Annotated in this window: 16 protein-coding genes and 1 pseudogene; 8 read left to right on the plus strand and 9 right to left on the minus strand. The window is 69.7% G+C overall.

Going from position 1 to position 17,671, the window contains the following annotated elements; genetic code table 11:
* Window positions 1–2: 2 nt before the first annotated feature.
* A complete protein-coding gene (locus tag MTY59_RS02410) occupies window positions 3–377 on the minus strand; it encodes a helix-turn-helix domain-containing protein (protein WP_221046222.1) in 375 nt (124 codons plus the stop codon).
* A gap of 613 nt (window positions 378–990) precedes the next feature.
* Between MTY59_RS02410 and MTY59_RS02415 the strand changes: the two genes are divergently transcribed.
* Window positions 991–1,377, plus strand: a complete 387-nt coding sequence (locus tag MTY59_RS02415) for a helix-turn-helix domain-containing protein (RefSeq protein WP_250160830.1) — start codon at window positions 991–993, stop codon at window positions 1,375–1,377.
* 9 nt (window positions 1,378–1,386) lie between these two features.
* Here MTY59_RS02415 and MTY59_RS02420 read toward each other — a convergent pair whose 3' ends face one another.
* The 3 genes from MTY59_RS02420 to MTY59_RS02430 all read right to left on the minus strand — a co-directional run bounded on the left by MTY59_RS02420 (window position 1,387) and on the right by MTY59_RS02430 (window position 5,512).
* Window positions 1,387–2,253 carry a pseudouridine synthase gene (locus MTY59_RS02420; RefSeq protein WP_221044261.1) on the minus strand — a complete coding sequence of 289 codons (867 nt, stop codon included), beginning with the start codon at window positions 2,251–2,253 and terminating at the stop codon, window positions 1,387–1,389.
* A 12-nt stretch (window positions 2,254–2,265) separates the two neighbouring features.
* Window positions 2,266–4,023 carry a glycerol-3-phosphate dehydrogenase/oxidase gene (locus MTY59_RS02425; protein ID WP_221044263.1) on the minus strand — a complete coding sequence of 586 codons (1,758 nt, stop codon included), beginning with the start codon at window positions 4,021–4,023 and terminating at the stop codon, window positions 2,266–2,268.
* A 73-nt stretch (window positions 4,024–4,096) separates the two neighbouring features.
* Window positions 4,097–5,512, minus strand: a complete 1,416-nt coding sequence (locus tag MTY59_RS02430; RefSeq protein ID WP_221044264.1) for an NAD(P)H-quinone dehydrogenase — start codon at window positions 5,510–5,512, stop codon at window positions 4,097–4,099.
* Window positions 5,513–5,594: 82 nt separating this feature from the next.
* Here MTY59_RS02430 and MTY59_RS02435 point away from each other — a divergent pair, with 82 nt between their 5' ends.
* Both MTY59_RS02435 and MTY59_RS02440 read left to right on the plus strand, forming a co-directional pair.
* Window positions 5,595–6,074, plus strand: a complete 480-nt coding sequence (locus MTY59_RS02435) for a gamma-glutamylcyclotransferase family protein (protein WP_221044265.1) — start codon at window positions 5,595–5,597, stop codon at window positions 6,072–6,074.
* 206 nt (window positions 6,075–6,280) lie between these two features.
* Window positions 6,281–7,099 carry an alpha/beta hydrolase gene (locus tag MTY59_RS02440; protein WP_221046223.1) on the plus strand — a complete coding sequence of 273 codons (819 nt, stop codon included), beginning with the start codon at window positions 6,281–6,283 and terminating at the stop codon, window positions 7,097–7,099.
* Here the strand turns inward: MTY59_RS02440 and MTY59_RS02445 are convergent.
* The 3 genes from MTY59_RS02445 to MTY59_RS02455 are packed head-to-tail and all read right to left on the minus strand — an operon-like array spanning window position 7,096 to window position 10,146.
* The gene (locus tag MTY59_RS02445; RefSeq protein ID WP_221044266.1) at window positions 7,096–8,274 is read right to left on the minus strand and encodes an amidohydrolase; all 1,179 of its coding nucleotides are present in this window, start codon (window positions 8,272–8,274) and stop codon (window positions 7,096–7,098) included. The two genes, MTY59_RS02440 and MTY59_RS02445, sit on opposite strands and share 4 nt — an antisense overlap.
* The gene (locus MTY59_RS02450) at window positions 8,271–9,461 is read right to left on the minus strand and encodes a M20 family metallopeptidase (RefSeq protein ID WP_250160700.1); all 1,191 of its coding nucleotides are present in this window, start codon (window positions 9,459–9,461) and stop codon (window positions 8,271–8,273) included. The genes MTY59_RS02445 and MTY59_RS02450 overlap by 4 nt, the downstream gene beginning before the upstream one ends.
* Window positions 9,462–9,507: 46 nt before the next feature.
* Entirely contained in the window at window positions 9,508–10,146 is a 639-nt protein-coding gene (locus MTY59_RS02455) for a cutinase family protein (protein ID WP_221046224.1), read from the minus strand.
* An 89-nt stretch (window positions 10,147–10,235) separates the two neighbouring features.
* Here MTY59_RS02455 and MTY59_RS02460 point away from each other — a divergent pair, with 89 nt between their 5' ends.
* Both MTY59_RS02460 and MTY59_RS02465 read left to right on the plus strand, forming a co-directional pair.
* The gene (locus MTY59_RS02460) at window positions 10,236–11,051 is read left to right on the plus strand and encodes a purine-nucleoside phosphorylase (protein WP_221044268.1); all 816 of its coding nucleotides are present in this window, start codon (window positions 10,236–10,238) and stop codon (window positions 11,049–11,051) included.
* Window positions 11,052–11,055: 4 nt separating this feature from the next.
* Window positions 11,056–12,636, plus strand: a complete 1,581-nt coding sequence (locus MTY59_RS02465; RefSeq protein ID WP_250160701.1) for a phospho-sugar mutase — start codon at window positions 11,056–11,058, stop codon at window positions 12,634–12,636.
* A gap of 7 nt (window positions 12,637–12,643) precedes the next feature.
* On the opposite strand, the pseudogene upp reads toward MTY59_RS02465, so the two are convergent.
* A pseudogene (gene upp / locus MTY59_RS02470) lies at window positions 12,644–13,261 on the minus strand (uracil phosphoribosyltransferase); the annotation flags it as partial.
* 92 nt (window positions 13,262–13,353) lie between these two features.
* Between upp and MTY59_RS02475 the strand changes: the two are divergent.
* From MTY59_RS02475 to MTY59_RS02485, 3 genes are read left to right on the plus strand one after another with little or no spacing between them, the layout of a single operon-like run.
* The gene (locus MTY59_RS02475; RefSeq protein WP_221044270.1) at window positions 13,354–14,244 is read left to right on the plus strand and encodes an alkaline phosphatase family protein; all 891 of its coding nucleotides are present in this window, start codon (window positions 13,354–13,356) and stop codon (window positions 14,242–14,244) included.
* A 54-nt stretch (window positions 14,245–14,298) separates the two neighbouring features.
* Window positions 14,299–15,600: a protein export chaperone SatS gene (gene satS, locus MTY59_RS02480; protein WP_221044271.1), complete on the plus strand. Its 1,302-nt coding sequence runs from the start codon at window positions 14,299–14,301 to the stop codon at window positions 15,598–15,600.
* A gap of 30 nt (window positions 15,601–15,630) precedes the next feature.
* Entirely contained in the window at window positions 15,631–16,614 is a 984-nt protein-coding gene (locus MTY59_RS02485) for a VWA domain-containing protein (protein ID WP_221044272.1), read from the plus strand.
* 4 nt (window positions 16,615–16,618) lie between these two features.
* Here MTY59_RS02485 and MTY59_RS02490 read toward each other — a convergent pair whose 3' ends face one another.
* The gene (locus tag MTY59_RS02490) at window positions 16,619–17,626 is read right to left on the minus strand and encodes a VWA domain-containing protein (RefSeq protein ID WP_221044274.1); all 1,008 of its coding nucleotides are present in this window, start codon (window positions 17,624–17,626) and stop codon (window positions 16,619–16,621) included.
* Window positions 17,627–17,671 lie beyond the last annotated feature (45 nt).

Consider the following 17,671-nt stretch of genomic DNA (forward strand, 5'->3'; position numbering starts at 1 on the left):
CCTCACCGCCCTTCGCGAGGTATCGCCGGCAGGTCTTGGAGTTTACGGACCTCGTCGACCATGGCCGCCAAACTCGTTATGGCCTCCGGAGTAAGTCCGGACGTGCGCACCGCCAAATCCCGCACGCCGACGTCGCGCAGCGCTTGGATCAAGGTCAGCTGTGCGTCGATCTTCTGGTCTGGGTCTCGATCGATCAGGTAGGACGCCGGCACCCCGAAAAACTCTGCGATCGCCCGCAAATGCGCGACCGTCGGGTTTCTTTTAATGCCGCTTCTCAGCTGCCACAGATACGCCGGACTGATTGATACGCCGGTTTTCTCGGTGATCGCGGCCGCGGCGGCGGCGTTGGACAGCGGGGCCGTACCGGCCTTCCGCATTACCTCGAAAAGCTTGGTCAGCTTGAGCGCGAGATCAGAGTCGTTGTCGGCACCACCACCGGCTGCCGCTTCGTCTGGTCCGCTACCGCGATCCACTGCACTCTCATTTCATCCAAACACGATCATCGTGTACTGACGTTACCAGCCGCCCAGCGTTGAATCCACCACCGAGGACCCGGCCTGACCTCGGCCGTTTGCCACCAGAAGGCGCGGCGCCGCGACTCGGCGCGCGCCTTGACCGCCGACGAGCCTCGGCCGCGCGATGAAGCTCGCGGGCGGTTGTCGCAACTCGGCGATGCGGCGTTCCAGCTGACCTGATCGTCCGGCCCGCCACGCAGATCGTCTAAACGTAGTTCCTTCTGCGCGGATGAGTTTCGGCTTAGGACGCAAATGCGGACAGGGCGGATATCGGCTCTGAGGAACACGTCCTTACCCTGCAGTCACCGCCCGGGGCAAAGATTCGGCAGGCCATCACCAAAAGGCCGGGCTGTACCATGACCCGAAGCTGTTACCGTGCGCACGAAACGGGAGACCAGTGGGAGTCGACGATACCCAGGCCGACGGGCCGGATAACGGTGAGTTGGCATCGCGTTTGACGAAGCTTTTCGAGGTGATGCGCACGGCCGGTACGGCCCCGCTGTCCAACGCCGCCGCCGCGGCCGCGATCACCGAGAAAACCGGCGTATCAATCAGTCCGGCGTATCTGTGGCAGCTGAGAAGCGGCATTAAAAGAAACCCGACGGTCGCGCATTTACGGGCGATCGCAGAGTTTTTCGGGGTGCCGGCGTCCTATCTGATCGATCGAGACACGGACCCGGCCATCGACGCGCAACTCAACCTCCTGCAAGCATTACGCGACAACGGCGTGCGCGACCTGGCAGCGCGTGCATCTGGGCTGACTCCCCAGGCACTCAAGAGCGTGGCAGCGATCATCGATCACCTTCGCGAACTCGAGCGACTGCCCCCGATCGCCTCTCCTCGAGCGGACCAATCCGAATAGCGGAATCGGTCAGGGGCCAACCCGGCGGCTGACGAACTCACGCCGATCGCCGGTCAGCGGATCGGTGAACTCGATGCGCTGCGCCAACAGCCGCAGCGGGGCACTGAAGTCATCGCGCGCGACGTCAATAACGTTGGGATACAACGGATCACCTTCGATAGGTATTCCCAGCGAGGCCATGTGCAGGCGCAGCTGGTGGGTGCGCCCGGTGCGCGGCGTGAGCCGGTACAGCCCGTCCGGGGCCACCAGCTCCACGCGGGTCTCCGCGTTGGGCACACCGGGTTCGCAGACGGCCTGTAAGTGGCCGCGGCGCTTGATGATTCGGTTCTTCACCACGCGGGGCAGCTCCAGCTCCGGGTCGACGCCGGCCCGGGCCAGATACGTCTTGGTGACCAACCCGCGGGAGAACAGCGTCTGGTAGGCGCCGCGCACCTCGCGCCGCGTGGTGAACAGCAGTACCCCGGCGGTCAGCCGGTCGAGCCGGTGCGCCGGGCTCAGCTCGGGCAACCCCAGTTCCCGCCGCAGCCGCACCTGCGCGGTCTGCGCGACGTGGCGTCCGCGCGGCATGGTGGCCAGGAAGTGCGGTTTGTCGACGACCACGATGTCGGCGTCACGATGCAGCACCGGGATGCCGAACGGGACGGGCACCTCGTCCGGCAGCTCGCGGTACAGGTAGACACTCGCGCCGGCGGGAAGCACTGTGCTGGCGTCGATTACCGCGCCGTCGGCGCCGACGACCTCACCGGCCAGCACCTTGGCGCGGGCCTGCGCGCCGAACCGGGCGGCGAGTTCGGCCAGCACCGGCCCGCCGCGCAGCCGCACCCGCGCCGGGCCGAGCCCGTCCCGCACGGGCAGCGGCGCCGGCCGCACTGCCATCTCAGGACCTGCTCAACTGAGCGGGACCGGCTCAAGGATCTCGGCGCGCGCCTCGGGCGCGCTGGCCCGCAACTCGTCGGCGGACACGTCGTCGGGCTGGGCCTGGGACAGGATCTCGGCCTCCACCCGGGCGGTGTAGTTCGCGACCTCACGCTCGATGTCCTCGGCCGTCCAGCCCAGCACCGGCGCGACCACGTCGGCGACCTCGCGCGCGCAGTCGACGCCGCGATGCGAGTATTCGATGGAGATGCGCATCCGGCGGGCCAGAATGTCCTCCAAATGCAAAGCGCATTCGGCGGTTACCGCGTACAGCGCCTCCACCCGCAGGTAGCCCGGCGCTTCCTTGATCGGGTTGAGCAGGCCGGGGTTTTGCGCCGCAAGCGCCAGCACGTCACCGATCAGCGAGCCGTAGCGGTCCAGCAGATGACGCACCCGGTAGGGATGCAGCCCCTGCAGCTCCGCGACGTGCTCGGCCTGGTTGATCAGCGCGAAGTAACCGTCGGCCCCCAACAGGCTGACCTTCTCGGTGATCGACGGCGCCACCCGGGCCGGAATGAACTGGGCCGCAGCATCAATCGCGTCGGCGGCCATCACTCGATAGGTGGTGTACTTGCCGCCGGCGATGGCCACCAGGCCCGGCGCGGGCACCGCCACCGCGTGCTCGCGGGACAGCTTGGAGGTTTCCTCGCTCTCGCCGGCCAGCAGCGGCCGCAGACCGGCGTATACGCCGTCGATGTCGGCATGTGTCAGCGGGATCGCCAGCACCGTGTTGACGGTCTGCAGGATGTAGTCGATGTCGGCCTTCGTCGCCGCGGGGTGGGCAAGGTCGAGATTCCAGTCGGTGTCGGTGGTGCCGATGATCCAGTGGCTTCCCCACGGGATGACGAACATCACCGACTTCTCGGTGCGCAGGATGATCGCGACGTCGCTGACGATGCGGTCGCGCGGCACCACCACGTGCACGCCCTTGGAAGCACGGACCTGAAATCGCCCGCGCTGCTTGGACAATGCCTGGATCTCGTCGGTCCACACCCCGGTCGCGTTGACCACCACGTGCCCGCGGACTTCGGTGACCGCGCCGTCCTCGGAGTCGCGGACGCGCACGCCGGTCACCCGATCGCCCTCGCGGAGCATGGCGACCACCTGGGTGGAGGTGCGCACCACCGCGCCGTAATGCGCGGCGGTGCGCGCGACGGTCATGGTGTGCCGGGCGTCGTCGACAACCGTGTCGTAGTACCGGATTCCGCCGATCAACGAGCTGCGCTTGAGGCCCGGGCACAGCCGCAACGCGCCGGCGCGCGTCAAATGTTTCTGCGCCGGAACCGATTTCGCGCCACCCATCCGGTCGTAGAGAAAGATGCCGGCGGCGATGTAGGGACGCTCCCACATGCGATTGGTCAACGGGAACAGGAACGGCATCGGCTTGACCAGATGCGGCGCCAGCGTGGTCAGCGACAACTCACGCTCAAATAGCGCCTCACGCACCAGGCCGAACTCCAGCTGTTCGAGATAGCGCAGGCCGCCGTGGAACATCTTCGACGAGCGGCTAGAGGTGCCCGAGGCGAAATCACGCGCCTCCACCAGCGCCACCTTGAGCCCGCGGGTCGCGGCATCCAGCGCGCAACCCGAGCCCACCACGCCGCCGCCGATCACCACCACGTCGAACTGCTCGGTGCCCAGTCGTTCCCAGGCCAACGCACGTTGCCTAGGTCCCAAAGAGGAAGCTGTCCAGGTTTGCGCGCTACCGGGTGCCTGAATCGGGTTGCTCACGGCAGAGGACTCCGCACTGGGGAAACTCCTGTCGGTTACTCGTCAGTAGGACGTGCTCCAGCAAGGCTAACCGCTAGTCCAGATCGTCGTGCGCCATCAGCCGCCGGGCGGCCTCGGTGATCGAGCCGGACAACGACGGGTACACCGCCAGCGTCTGCGCCAGCTCGTTGACCGTGATCCGGTTCGTCACCGCCACCGCGATCGGCAGGATCAGCTCGGAGGCGATCGGCGCCACCACCACCCCGCCGATCACCACGCCGGTGGCCTGGCGACAGAACAGCTTCACGAAGCCCTGGCGCAGCCCCGACATCTTGGCCCGCGCGTTGGTCCGCAGCGGCAGCATGACGGTGCGGGCCGGCACCGAACCGTCGTCGATCATCGTCTGCGGAACCCCGACGGCGGCGATCTCGGGCCTGGTGAACACCGTCGCCGCCACCGTGCGCAGCCGGATCGGGCTGACGCCCTCGCCCAGCGCGTGATACATCGCGATCCGGCCCTGCATGGCCGCGACCGAGGCCAGCGGCAGCAACCCGGTGCAGTCGCCTGCGGCGTAGATACCGGCGACCGAGGTCCGCGACACCCGGTCCACGGTCAGGTAGCCGCCGCGGCCCAGCTCGATGCCGACCCGGTCGAGACCCAGGCCGGTGGTGTTGGGAACCGACCCGATGGTCATCAGCGCGTGGCTGCCCTCGACCGTGCTCCCGTCGCCCAGCGTGACCAGCACGCCGTTCTCGGTGCGGGTCACCAATTGCGCGCGCGCGTTCTTGACCAGCTCGACGCCGCGCTCGGAGAACGCCTCCTCCAGCACCAGGGCGGCGTCGGCGTCCTCGTAGGGCAGCACCCGATCCCGGCTGGCCACCACGGTCACCGGCACACCCAATTCGGTGTAGGCGTGCACGAATTCGGCGCCGGTGACACCGGACCCGACCACGATCAGGTGCTCGGGCAGCGCCTCCAGGTTGTAGAGCTGGCGCCAGGTCAGGATCCGCTCGCCGTCGGGCGGCGCCGACGGCAGCACCCGCGGGCTGGCGCCGGTGGCGATCAGCACGACGTCGGCCTCGTACTCGCTGGTGGAGCCATCAGCCGCAGTCGCTTTGATGCGGTGACAGGCCAGGCCGGGCGCGGGGTCGATCAGCTCGCCGTGGCCGGCCACCACGTGCACGCCCACGCTGAGCAGCTGATCGGTGATGTCGGCGGACTGCTCGGTGGCGAGCTGCTTGACCCGGGCATGGATCTGCGGCAGCGAGATCTTGGCGTCGTCGATGTCGATCTCGAACCCCAGCCGCGGCGCCCGGCGCAACTCGGTGCGCAGCCAGGTCGAGGCGATGAACGTCTTGGACGGCACGCAGTCGGCCAGGACGGCCGCCCCGCCGATGCCCTCGGAGTCGATCACCGTGACTCGGGTGGTGTCGGGGTGCGAGGTCGCGGCCACCAGCGCGGCTTCGTAACCGGCCGGGCCTCCGCCAAGGATCACGATGCGGGTCACCACAGCCCCCAACCTAACGAAGCGGCGGGGCACCTGCGAATGCTCGGGGGAAGACCGACCAGCATCGGACGTCTAAGATTTCCCCGTGCCGATCTACGCCGCGTACGGGTCGAACATGGATCCCGAGCAGATGCAGAAACGCGCGCCGCATTCGCCGATGGCCGGAACCGGCTGGCTGCACGGCTGGCGATTGACCTTCGGCGGCGAGGACATCGGCTGGGAGGGCGCGCTGGCCACCGTCGTCGAGGATCCGGATTCGAAGGTGTTCGTCGTCCTCTACGACATGACATCTGCGGACGAGAGCAACCTGGACCGCTGGGAGGGCTCGGAGTTCGGCGTCCACAAGAAGATCAGGTGCAGAGTTGAGCGCATCTCCTCGGACACCGACACCGACCCGGTGCTGGCGTGGCTGTACGTCCTGGACGCCTGGGAGGGCGGGGTGCCGTCGGCACGGTACCTGGGTGTGATGGCCGACGCCGCCGAAATCGCCGGGGCGCCAAGCGAATACGTGCACTGGCTGCGGACCCGCCCGGCCAGCAACATCGGTCCGGGAACCGGCGCCTGACCGGGCTCCCCGACGACGCCCGCAATAAATCATTCGCCCGACGGCGATCGGCAGGGTAGACAGACAGACCGACGATGCGCGCGCCCCGATTCTGCGGGTGCCGCCCAGGGAAGGAAAATCGGCTGTCCATTCTGTCCATACCGCTGGTCGCCGACGCGGCGGCGCGCACCTTCGCCGCGACGGTCAACCCCGCCCCCAAACCCGCCGTGCGCTTCCCGGAGTTCGCCGGCCGCACCTCTGAGGTCACCATCGACACCCGCCAAGGCCCGGTGTCCGCGACCGTCTACCACCCGCCGGCGGCGACGAACCCGCCCGTCTACGTCAACGTCCACGGCGGCGGGTTCGTGGTCGGGCACCCCGAACAGGACGATCCGTGGTGCCGCTACCTGGCCGCCAACGCGGGTGTAGTGGTGATCAACCCCGACTACGTCCTGGCACCCCGGCATCGCTTTCCCGCCGCGGTGCATCAGATCTACGACGTCGTCTGCTGGGCGGCCGGCCCCGGCCGCGACTGGGACGGCACCCGGCTGTGCGTCGGCGGTCAAAGCGCGGGCGGCAACCTCAGCGCCGCGGCGGCCCGGCTCGCGCTGGAGGACGGCGGTCCCGACATCGCGCTGCAGGTGCTGCACTATGCGCCGCTGGATTTGGTCACGCCCAGCCGCGACAAGCCATCCACCCTGGGCCGCCGCGCCATCATGAAGCCGTGGATGAGCGAGGTTTTCGACACCGCCTACATCCCCGAGCGGGCGCGGCGGCGCGACCGCCTGGCCTCGCCCGCCTGGGGTGACAACGCCGACGACGTCGCCGGCATCGCGCCCGCGCTGGTCGTGACGGCCGAGCACGACCGGCTGCGCGACGAAGCCCGCAGGTACGCAGGGAAACTCGACGCCGTCGGAGCGTTAGCGGAGTACCACGAGGTGGCCGGCGTCGACCACGGCTACAACATCATGAGCGGGGCCGGCGAGGTCGCGCGGCGCACCTACGCCCATATCGCCGACCACGTCGTCCGCGCCACCGGCGGCTAGGAGCGCTCGAACGCGGCCGACTGCTCGACGATGTTCGTCATCACGCGCACCCCGATCGGCAGGGCCCGCTCGTCGAGATTGAACGTCGGCTGATGCAGATCCAGCTGCGGCCCCACCCCCGGCCACACCCCCAACCGGGCCATCGCACCGGGAACCTCCTCCAGGTACCAGGAGAAGTCCTCGCCACCGCCGGACTGGCGGGTGTCGGCCAACGCGTCCGGGCCGATCGATTCGATCGCGTGGGTCAGGATGCGCGTCGAGACGTCCTCGTTGACCACCGGCGGCACGCCGCGCCGATATTGCAGCGTGTGCTCGATGGCCAGCGGCGCCAGCAGCCCGGACACCGTCTCGCGGATGATCTCCTCCATGCCCACCCAGGTCTGCCGGCTCGCCGTGCGCACGGTGCCGGCCAGCACGCCGGTCTGCGGGATGGCGTTGGCGGCCACACCCGCGTTGACCGCGCCCCAGACCAGCACGGTGCCGTTGCGCGGGTCGATGCGGCGCGACAACACCCCGGGCAGCCCCGTGATCAGCGTGCCCAGCCCGTACACCAGGTCGGCGGTCAGGTGCGGCCGCGACGTGTGCCCGCCGGGTGAATACAGCGTGATCTCTATCTGGTCGGCCGCCGAGGTGATGGGGCCGTGCCGGACCGCGATCTTGCCGACCTCCAGCCGGGGGTCGCAGTGCAGGGCGAAGATCCGCGACACCCCGGCCAGCGCCCCGGCCGCGATGGCGTCGATCGCCCCGCCGGGCATCAGCTCCTCGGCGGCCTGGAAGACCAGCCGCACCCCGACCGGCAGCTCGGGCACCGACGCCAGCACCAGCGCGGTACCCAGCAGGATCGCGGTGTGCGCGTCGTGACCACAGGCGTGCGCCACATTCGGCATGGTGGAGGCGTACGGGGCGCCGCTGAGCTCGGCCATCGGCAGCGCGTCCATGTCGGCGCGCAGCGCGATCCTGGGCTCGTGCTCGGGGCCGAGGTCGCAGACCAGCCCGGTTCCGCCGGGCAGCACCTTCGGGTTGAGCCCGGCTTCGGCCAGCCGCACGGCGACGAACTGGGTGGTGGCGTACTCCTGGCGGCCCAGCTCGGGATACCGGTGAATGTGCCGGCGCCATTCGACCAGGTCGTCGTGGTGGGTGGCCAGCCAGGCGTCGGCGGCGTCGACCAGGCTCATGATCGCGCCCCGGCGCGCCTGCGCTCCCGCGCGTCCAGCACCCGGTCGCGCTGGGCGGGCGTCTGAGCCAGCTGAACCACCGTGCGCGCCAACATGATCGCGCCCTCGACCACCGCGCGGTCGGCGCTGGGACCGGCCGCGGCGTCGGCGAAGGCGCGCTGGTGAACCATGGCGCCGCCGGCGTCGACCCCGACCACCGGGTGGATCCCGGGCAGCACGTGCGTCACATTGCCCATGTCGGTGCTGCCCATCGGCAGCGCCGCCTCGTACTCGCGGGCCACCGGCTCGCGGCCGAGCCGGCACATCTCGTCGCGGAAGGTGTCGGCCAGCCATTGGTCGGGCTTCAGCTCGTCATACGGCGGAGCGGGGTTGTCGATCTGGTATTCGCAGCCGGTGGCCAGCGCGCCCGCGGCGAAGCAGGCGTACATCCTGCCCTCCAGCTCGCGCAGCGAATCCGCTTCGGCCGCGCGCATCGCGTACTCCAGCGTCGCGTGCCCGGGGATGACGTTGACCGCCTGGCCGCCGTCGGTGACGATCCCGTGCACCAACTGCCCGGGCGCCAGTTGCTGGCGAAGCAGCCCGATGGCCACCTGAGCGACGGTGACCGCGTCGACGGCGTTGATGCCCTGGTGCGGCGCGACGGCCGCGTGGGATTCCTTGCCGCGGTAGTTCACCGTCGCCTCGGACAAGGCCAGCGACCGGGCCGCGGCGATGTCGGCCGGCCCGGGGTGGAGCATGACCGCCGCGGCGATGTCGTCGAAAACCCCGGCCTTCAGCAGCAGCGCCTTGCCGCCGCCGGCCTCCTCGGCCGGCGTGCCCAACAGCGACACCCGCAGCCCCAGGTCGTCGGCCACCTCGGCCAGCGCCAGCGCGGTGCCCACCGCCGAGGCCGCGATGATGTTGTGGCCGCAGGCGTGGCCGATCTCGGGCAGCGCGTCGTATTCGGCGCAGATCCCGATGGTCAGCGGGCCGCTGCCGAAGTCGGCGCGAAAGGCGGTGTCGAGCCCGCCGGCGGCCGGGGTGATCTCGAAGCCGCGCTCGGCGACCAGTGCCTGCGCCTTGGCGCAGCTGCGATGCTCGGCGAAGGCCAGCTCGGGCTCGCCGTGGATGTCATGAGACAACTCGACAAGGTCGGCACCACGCCGCCGCACGACATCTTCAACGCTGTCTAACGGGGTTATGGGCACTCTCGCAGTATGTCGCAGTGTGTGATCGGGGCCCAACCCCGCCGGGCTACACCAGCCCCGCGATGAATCCCGCCGCCTGGCCAGGATACGGCGGCTCCTCGTAAACGTGGTGCGCATCGCGGTCGCGACCGCCGACGACGCAGACGGGGTCGCCGTCGCTGCACAGATCGATGGCGCGGCCGGCGAAGGCGCCGGTCGACGACAGGGGCGTGTTGAAGCGGTTGCCGGGGTTGCCGAAGACCGCGACGGCCCGGATCTTGCCGGCCAGGCCGGGATCCAGCGCGGGCGCCGAGCCGAAGTTGCCGATCCGCTGGCCCACCGGCGGCACCCCCGCGAGCATCGAGACCGCGGCGGCGCCCTGCGAGAAACCGCCCAGCACCAGCCGCGTCGACGGGCACTGGTCGACCATCTGCGCGATGTGGTCGCGCGCGTCATTGGCGCCGTCGGCGGTGGTCAGGAAGTTGTAGCTGGCCGGGTAGTTCACCGCGTAGGAGTCGACGTTGCGTGATCCCAACGCGGGCTGCAGCGCGGCGAACAGCGCGTCGCCGACGGCCCCCAGGCCGGGCGGCTCGGCGGTACCGCGGGCGAAGATGAGTTGTACGTCGGGACAGTCCGCTTTCGCCGACGGCGCCGGGCCGAATGTGATCGAAACCACCGATAGCGCAACGGCGACGGCTGCCCCCATGACCGGGCCAACCACCGGCCACTTTCCAAAATTCATACGGCCGATCCTGACACACACCGGCGACACCGCCCCACCGATAGGCTCCCAGTGTGACCGAAACCCCGTCCGACCCAGGCGACCTCGCGCGGCGGGCGGCCGAGGCCATCGCCGAACGCACCGGAATCGCCGAGCACGACGTCGCCATCGTGCTCGGATCGGGCTGGCCGCCGGCCGTCGCCGCGCTCGGCACCCCCACGGCCGTGCTGCCGCAGGCCGAGCTGCCCGGGTTCAGGCCTCCCACCGCGGTCGGGCACAGCGGCGAGCTGTTGTCGATGCGCATCGGTGCCCATCGGGTGCTGGTGCTGGTCGGGCGCATCCACGCCTACGAGGGCCACGACCTGTGTCACGTCGTGCACTCGGTGCGGGCGGCCTGCGCGGCCGGCGTGCGGGCGGTCGTGCTGACCAACGCGGCGGGCGGCCTGCGCCCGGACATGGCCGTCGGCGAACCCGTGCTGATCAACGACCACCTGAACCTGACCGCCCGTTCCCCGTTGGTAGGCCCGCAATTCGTGGACCTGACCGACGCCTACTCGCCGCGGCTGCGCGCGCTCGCCCGTCAGGCCGACCCGACGCTGACCGAGGGCGTCTACGCCGGGCTGCCCGGCCCGCACTACGAGACGCCCGCCGAGATCCGGATGCTGCGCACGCTGGGCGCCGACCTGGTCGGCATGTCGACGGTGCACGAGACCATCGCGGCCCGCGCCGCCGGCGCCGAGGTGCTGGGGGTGTCGCTGGTGACCAACCTGGCCGCCGGGATCAGCGGCGAGCCGCTGAGCCACACCGAGGTGCTGGCCGCCGGCGCCGCGGCGGCCACCCGGATGGGGGCGCTGCTGGCCATGATCCTCGAGCAGCTCCCCCGGTTCTAGGGCCATGACGCCCGAGGAGTGGATCGCCCACGATCCCGACCCGGCGACCGCTGCTGAGCTCGCGGCGTGCGACCCGGACGAGCTCGCCGCGCGGTTCGCCCGCCCCCTGAGGTTCGGCACGGCGGGCCTGCGCGGCCCGGTGCGCGGTGGGCCGGACGCCATGAACGTCGCGGTGGTGTCGCGGGCCAGCTGGGCCGTGGCGCAGGTGCTCATCGGGCGCGGCCCGCGCGGCTCGTCGGTGATCGTGGGACGCGACGCCCGGCACGGCTCGGCGGTATTCGCCACGGTGACGGCTGAAGTGCTTGCCGCCCAGGGATTTTCCGTGCTGTTGCTGCCCGGTCCGGTGCCCACCCCGGTGGTGGCGTTCGCGGTGCGGCACACCGGCGCGCCGGCCGGCGTCCAGATCACCGCATCGCACAACCCGCCGGGCGACAACGGCTACAAGGTGTACTTCGACGGCGGCATCCAGATCGTCTCCCCCACCGACCGCGAAATCGAAGCCGCGATGGCCGCCGCCCCGCCCGCCGACCAGATCGGCAGGGTCCCCGTCGAACCCGCGCACACCGACCTGGTCGAGCGCTACATCGAGCGGGCGGCCGGGTTGCGGCGCGGCACCGGCTCGGTGCGGGTGGCGTTGACCGCGTTGCACGGGGTGGGTGGCGCGGTGGCCGTCGATACATTGCACCGCGCCGGGTTCATCGAAGTGCACTCCGTCGGAACGCAATTCGCGCCCGACCCGGACTTCCCCACGGTCGCGTTCCCCAACCCCGAGGAGCCCGGCGCCACCGACGCCTTGCTGGCCCTGGCCGCGGACGTCGGCGCCGACGTGGCGATCGCACTGGATCCCGACGCCGACCGGTGCGCCGTCGGCATTCCCGACGCAGGGCGGTGGCGGATGCTGTCGGGCGACGAAACCGGTTGGCTGCTGGGCGATTACCTGCTGTCCACGGCCCGGCCGGACACGCCGGTAGTGGCGAGCACGGTGGTGTCGTCGCGGATGCTGTCGGCCATCGCCGCCCGCCACGGCGCCGTCCACGTCGAAACCCTCACCGGCTTCAAATGGCTGGCCCGCGCCGACGCGGAAGTGCCCGGCGGCATGCTGATCTACGCCTACGAGGAGGCGATCGGGCACTGCGTCGACCCCGCGGCCGTCCGCGACAAGGACGGCATCAGCGCCGCGGTGCTGGTGTGCGACCTGGTGGCCGCGTTGAAGGCGGGTAACCGCACCGTGCCCGACGCCCTCGACGAGCTGGCCCGGCGATACGGGGTGCACGACGCCGCCGCGGTGTCGCGCCGGGTCGCCGATCCCGCCGAGGCGGTCGAACTCATGCGGCGGTGGCGCGCGGCGCCGCCGAAAGCGCTGGCGGGTTACACCGCGAGCCTCACCGATATCACCGACGCGCTGATCTTCACCGGCGGCGACGACGACACGTCGATCAGGCTGGTGGTGCGGCCTTCCGGGACCGAGCCGAAGTTGAAGTGCTACTTGGAGATTCGCTGCGCGGTGTACGACGACCTGGATTCTTCGCGGCGGCGCGCCGGCGTCCTGCGCGAGGAGCTGGTCGCTGCGGTGCAGAGCTGGTGAACAGGTTGGGCCCGAATTGGCGGTCGCCGGCGTCGCCGAGGCCCGGCACGATATAGGCCGCCTTGTTCAGGCCCTTGTCGACCGCGGCGGTGAACACCCGCGCGTCCGGCGCCGCTTTCCGCACCGCCGCAATGCCTTCCGGTGCCGCAACCACACAGAGCACCGTGATATCCGTTGCGCCGCGGCGGGCCAACAGGTCGATGGCGTGCACCATCGACCCGCCGGTGGCCAGCATGGGATCGAGGACGATCACCGACCTGCCCGCGAGCTTGTCGGGCAGCGCTTCCAGATACGGCACCGGCAGGTGCGTTTCCTCGTTGCGGGCGACACCGACGAAGCCCACTTCCGCGTCGGGTATCGCCGCGTGCGCCGCGTCGACCATCCCCAGTCCGGCCCGCAGCACCGGCACCAGCAGCGGCGGCTTGACCAACCGCGTCCCGACCGCCGGGGCCACCGGCGTGCGGATCTTCACCGACTTTCGCGGCGCGTCCCGGCTGGCTTCGTAGACCAGCATCAGCGTCAGCTCGTGCAGCGCCGCGCGGAATCCGGCGGTATCGGTGCGTTCGTCACGCAGCACCGTCAGCCTGGCGGCGGCCAACGGGTGGTCTACGACGCACATTTCCATGGGGTCGAGGGTATATAACGATCGGGCAAAGCCCTTCTGACACGCTCGCGTACGTCGGGGAAGAAGCCCGCGCCCGTTCCTATACTCCGGGCGTGTTGCGCGAAATTCGAAGTCCGAGAAGGCTGATCGGCGGGGCATACCGGAGCCTGCGCATCCTCGGCGCGTGGGCGCTGGTGGCACTGGCGGCCAGCCCGTTGACCCCGCGCATAAGCCTTGCGGCAGCGGCTATTCCGCAACCGGCGCACATCGTGATCGTGGTCGAGGAGAACCGCTCCGAGAACGCCATCATCGGCAACAAGTCGTCGCCCTTCATCACCACGCTGGCCGCGAACGGCGCCAACATGACCCAGTCGTTCGCCGAAACCCATCCCAGCGAACCGAATTACCTGGCGTTGTTCGCCGGCAACACGTTCGGCGTGACCAAGGACCTGTGCCCGGTCAACGGCGGCGCCGCGCCCAACCTCGGCTCCGAATTGCTCGCCGCGGGCTACACATTTGTCGGTTTCGCCGAGGGCCTGCCGGCGGCGGGATCACCGGTCTGCAGCGCGGGCAAGTACGCGCGCAAGCATGTGCCCTGGGCCAACTTCACCAATGTGCCTGCGGCGAACTCGCTGCCGTTCTCCGCGTTCCCGAGGGGCAACTACTCCAGCCTGCCGACCGTCTCGTTCGTCATCCCCGACAACGGCGACAACATGCACGACGGCTCGGTCGCGCAGGCCGACTCCTGGCTGAACCGCGAGCTGTCCGGGTACGCGAACTGGGCGGTGGCCAACAACAGCCTGCTGATCGTCACGTTCGACGAGGACGACAACAGCAGCCGCAACCAGATCCCCACGGTGTTCTACGGCGCCCACGTCCGTCCGGGCAACTACAGCGAACAGATCAACCACTACAACGTGCTTGCCACCGTGGAGCAGATGTACGGATTGCCCAAGACGGGCTACGCCGCCAACGCCGCGCCCATCACCGACATCTGGGGCTAGTCCTCGATGGTGGCCCCATGAGCGCGTTCGGCCGTCGTCGCTATTCTGTGCCGCATGGTTGCTGACCTCGTGCCGATCCGCTTGAGCCTGTCCAAAGGTGACCGCTACACCGTGTGGGCACCCCGCTGGCGCGACTCCGGCGACGAGTGGGAGGCGTTCCTGGGCAAGGACGAGGACCTGTTCGGGTTCGCCAGCGTCGCCGACCTGGTCGCGTTCGTGCGTTCGGACGACGACAACGACCTGACCGACCACCCGGCGTGGGAGGAGCTTCGTGCCGCGCACGCGCACACCTTCGAGCCCGCCGCCGACAAGCAGTTCGACCTGGTCGCCGTCGAGGAACTGGTGGCGGAGAAGCCCACCGAGGAGTCGGTCTCGGCGCTGGCCGGCACGCTGTCGATCGTGTCGTCCATCGGATCGGTCTGCGAGCTGGCGGCGGTGTCGAAGTTCTTCAACGGCAACCCCAGCCTGGGCACCGTCTCCGGTGGAATCGAGCACTTCACCGGCAAGGCCGGCGCCAAGCGCTGGAATGCGATCGCCGAGGTGATCGGGCGCAGCTGGGACGACGTGCTCGCCGCGATCGACGGCATCGTCAGCACTCCGGAGGTCGACTCCAAGCTGTCGGACAAGGCCGCCGACGAACTGGCCGAGGAGCGCGAGGAGGACGAGCCGGAGGAAGACACCGGTGCCGAGGACGCCGTCGAGGACGAGGCCGCCGAGGAAACCGCGGAGGACGACGCCGAGGCGCAGGACGAGGACGCCGACGACGAGCCCGACCGCGCGACCGGCGACACCGTCGTGCTGGGCGGCGACAAGGACTTCTGGCTGCAGGTGGGCATCGATCCGATCCGGATCATGACGAGTTCTGGCACCTTCTACACGCTGCGCTGCTACCTGGACGACCAGCCGATCTTCCTGGGCCGCAACGGGCGCATCAGCGTCTTCACGTCCGAGCGTGCGCTGGCCCGCTACCTGGCCGACGAGCACGACCACGACCTGGCCGACCTGAGCACCTACGACGACATCCGCACCGCCGCGACCGACGGCTCGCTGGCGATCGAGATCACCGACGACAACATCTATGTGCTCAGCGGGCTGGCCGACGACCTGGCCGACGGACCGGACGCCGTGGATCGCGAGCAGCTGGAACTGGCCGTCGAGGTGCTCCGCGACATCGGCGACTACTCCGAGGAGAGCACCGTCGACAAGGCCCTCGAGACGAGCAAGCCGCTGGGCAAGCTGGTGGCCGCCGTGCTCGAGCCCGACTCGGTCACCAAGCCTTCGCCGCCGTACGCCGCCGCGGTGCGCGAGTGGGAGAAACTCGAGCAGTTCGTCGACGGACGGCTGCGCCGCGAGTAGTGCCGTCGTCGACGCGATAGGTTGGGTGACGTGTCGCTTCCCGGTATCGGCCCGCTACCTCTGTACGGGTTCCAACGTCCGGGCCTGTTGCTGTTCGGCTTGGTGCCCCTGGCCCTGCTGGCCGTCTACGTCCTGGTCCAGGCGAGGCGCCGGCAACGGCTGCACCGCTACACCGACACCCCCGTGGCGCAATCGCCGTGGCGGCACCTCCCGATCGCCGTGTCGCTGCTGTGCCTGGCGCTGTTGACCATCGCGCTGGCCACCCCCACCCACGACATGCGCATCCCGCGCAACCGCGCCGTCATCATGCTGGTGATCGACATGTCGCAGTCCATGCGGGCGACCGACGTCGAACCCAACCGGCTCAAGGCCGCCGAACAGGCCGCCACCCAGTTCGCCGGCCAGCTCACGCCCGGCATCAATCTCGGGCTGGTCGGATTCGCCGGCACACCCTATTTGCTGGTGCCGCCGACCCCGCAGCACCAGGCCACCATCGACGCGCTGAAGAAGCTGGATTTCGCCGACAGCACCGCCACCGGCGAGGCGATCTTCACCGCCCTGCACGCGATCAGCGCCACCGCGGTCGCCGGCGGCGACAAACCGCCCCCGGCCCGCATCGTGCTGCTCTCCGACGGCGGCGAGAACAAGCCCTCCAACCCAAGCGATCCGCACGACGGCGTCTACACCGCGGCGCGGCTGGCCAAGGACGAGGGCGTGCCCATCTCGACGATCTCGTTCGGGACGAAGGGCGGCGAGATCGAGATGGACGGGCACCGCATCGCCGTCCCGGTCTCGACCGACCAGATGAAGATGGTCGCCAAGCTGTCCGGCGGGCAGTCCTACACCGCCACCACGCTCGGCGAGCTCGAAAAGAGCTACAACGCCATCGAGAACGAGATCGGCTACCGCACCGTCCCGGGGCCGGGCAGCGCCGGCTGGCTGCGCCTGGGCGTGCTGACCGCCCTGATCGCGACGGCGCTGGCGCTGCTGATCAACCGGCGCCTGCCCAGCTGAGCGCTCAGGCGGGCAGCCTGCGGTTCAACAGCAGACCGGCCAGGATGGCGCCGGCCATGACGAAGGCGCCGAGCAGCATCCAGGCCAGGCTCGCGTCGCCCTTCACGGTTTCGTAACCGATCTGGCGCTGCAGCGTCGTGTACACGTTCTTCAGCGAGTCCAGGCTGTCGGCGTGGAACGACTGGCCGTCGGTGATCTCGCAGATCTTCTGCAGGGTCTGGTCGTCCACCGGGACCGGGATGGTGGCGCCCTCGTAGTCGACGGTGCCGTACGGCGTGCCGAACGAGATCGTCGAGATCTGCACGCCCTCGGCCTTGGCGGCCCGGGCCGCGGTGAACGCCCCCTGCGGGGCGTTGGGGTCCAGCGGCACGTTCTCGGCGCCATCGGACTCCAGCACGATCCGCGCCGGCGGCGGGCCGTCGCCGCCGCCCATCACCGAACCCACCGTCGCGATCGCCTGCAAAGCGGTGAAAATGCCTTCTCCCGTTGCGGTTTTGGGCATCGGCTTGAGGCTGTCGATGCCCGCCTTCACCGCGCCGCGGTTGGTCGTCGGGGGCACCAGCAGCGTGGCGTTGGCCGCGAACTCCACCAGACCCAGGTTGATCGCCGGGGTCAGCTGGTCGGCGAACTGCTTGCCGGCCTCCTTGGCCGCGTCCAGGCGGTTGGGCGGCACATCGGTGGAGGCCATCGACTCCGACACGTCGATCACCAGCATCACGACCGCACGGTTGAGCGGAATCCGGACATCCGACGTCGGCCCGGCCATCGCGGTGGTCAGCAACACCAGCGAGACGGCCAGCAGGATGGTCGGCACGTGCCGCCACTTGCTGGGCCGCGGCGGCGCCACCCGCTCCAGCACCTCCATGTTGGCGAAGCGCAGCACCCGGCGACGACGGGCGAATTGCTGCACGACGTAGAGACCGATCACCAGCAGCACGATCAGCAGGACCAGGAAGAACCAGGCGTTCTGGAAGCCCGTGAGCGACACCGGTCCCAGCAGGGGCACCTTCATGTCCAGCCACACTATGCGCCGAACTCCGGCGGTGCATGGACCGCC

This window comes from Mycobacterium senriense (assembly GCF_019668465.1).
Taxonomy (GTDB): domain Bacteria; phylum Actinomycetota; class Actinomycetes; order Mycobacteriales; family Mycobacteriaceae; genus Mycobacterium; species Mycobacterium senriense.

Coding starts and splice junctions, on each gene's coding strand:
- MTY59_RS02410 (WP_221046222.1), bottom strand. CDS start 377: ATGCGGAAGGCCGGTACGGCCCCGCTGTCCAACGCCGCCGCCGCGGCC.
- MTY59_RS02415 (WP_250160830.1), top strand. CDS start 991: ATGCGCACGGCCGGTACGGCCCCGCTGTCCAACGCCGCCGCCGCGGCC.
- MTY59_RS02420 (WP_221044261.1), bottom strand. CDS start 2,253: ATGGCAGTGCGGCCGGCGCCGCTGCCCGTGCGGGACGGGCTCGGCCCG.
- MTY59_RS02445 (WP_221044266.1), bottom strand. CDS start 8,274: ATGAGCCTGGTCGACGCCGCCGACGCCTGGCTGGCCACCCACCACGAC.
- MTY59_RS02455 (WP_221046224.1), bottom strand. CDS start 10,146: ATGGGGGCAGCCGTCGCCGTTGCGCTATCGGTGGTTTCGATCACATTC.
- MTY59_RS02465 (WP_250160701.1), top strand. CDS start 11,056: ATGACGCCCGAGGAGTGGATCGCCCACGATCCCGACCCGGCGACCGCT.
- satS (WP_221044271.1), top strand. CDS start 14,299: ATGGTTGCTGACCTCGTGCCGATCCGCTTGAGCCTGTCCAAAGGTGAC.
- MTY59_RS02490 (WP_221044274.1), bottom strand. CDS start 17,626: ATGAAGGTGCCCCTGCTGGGACCGGTGTCGCTCACGGGCTTCCAGAAC.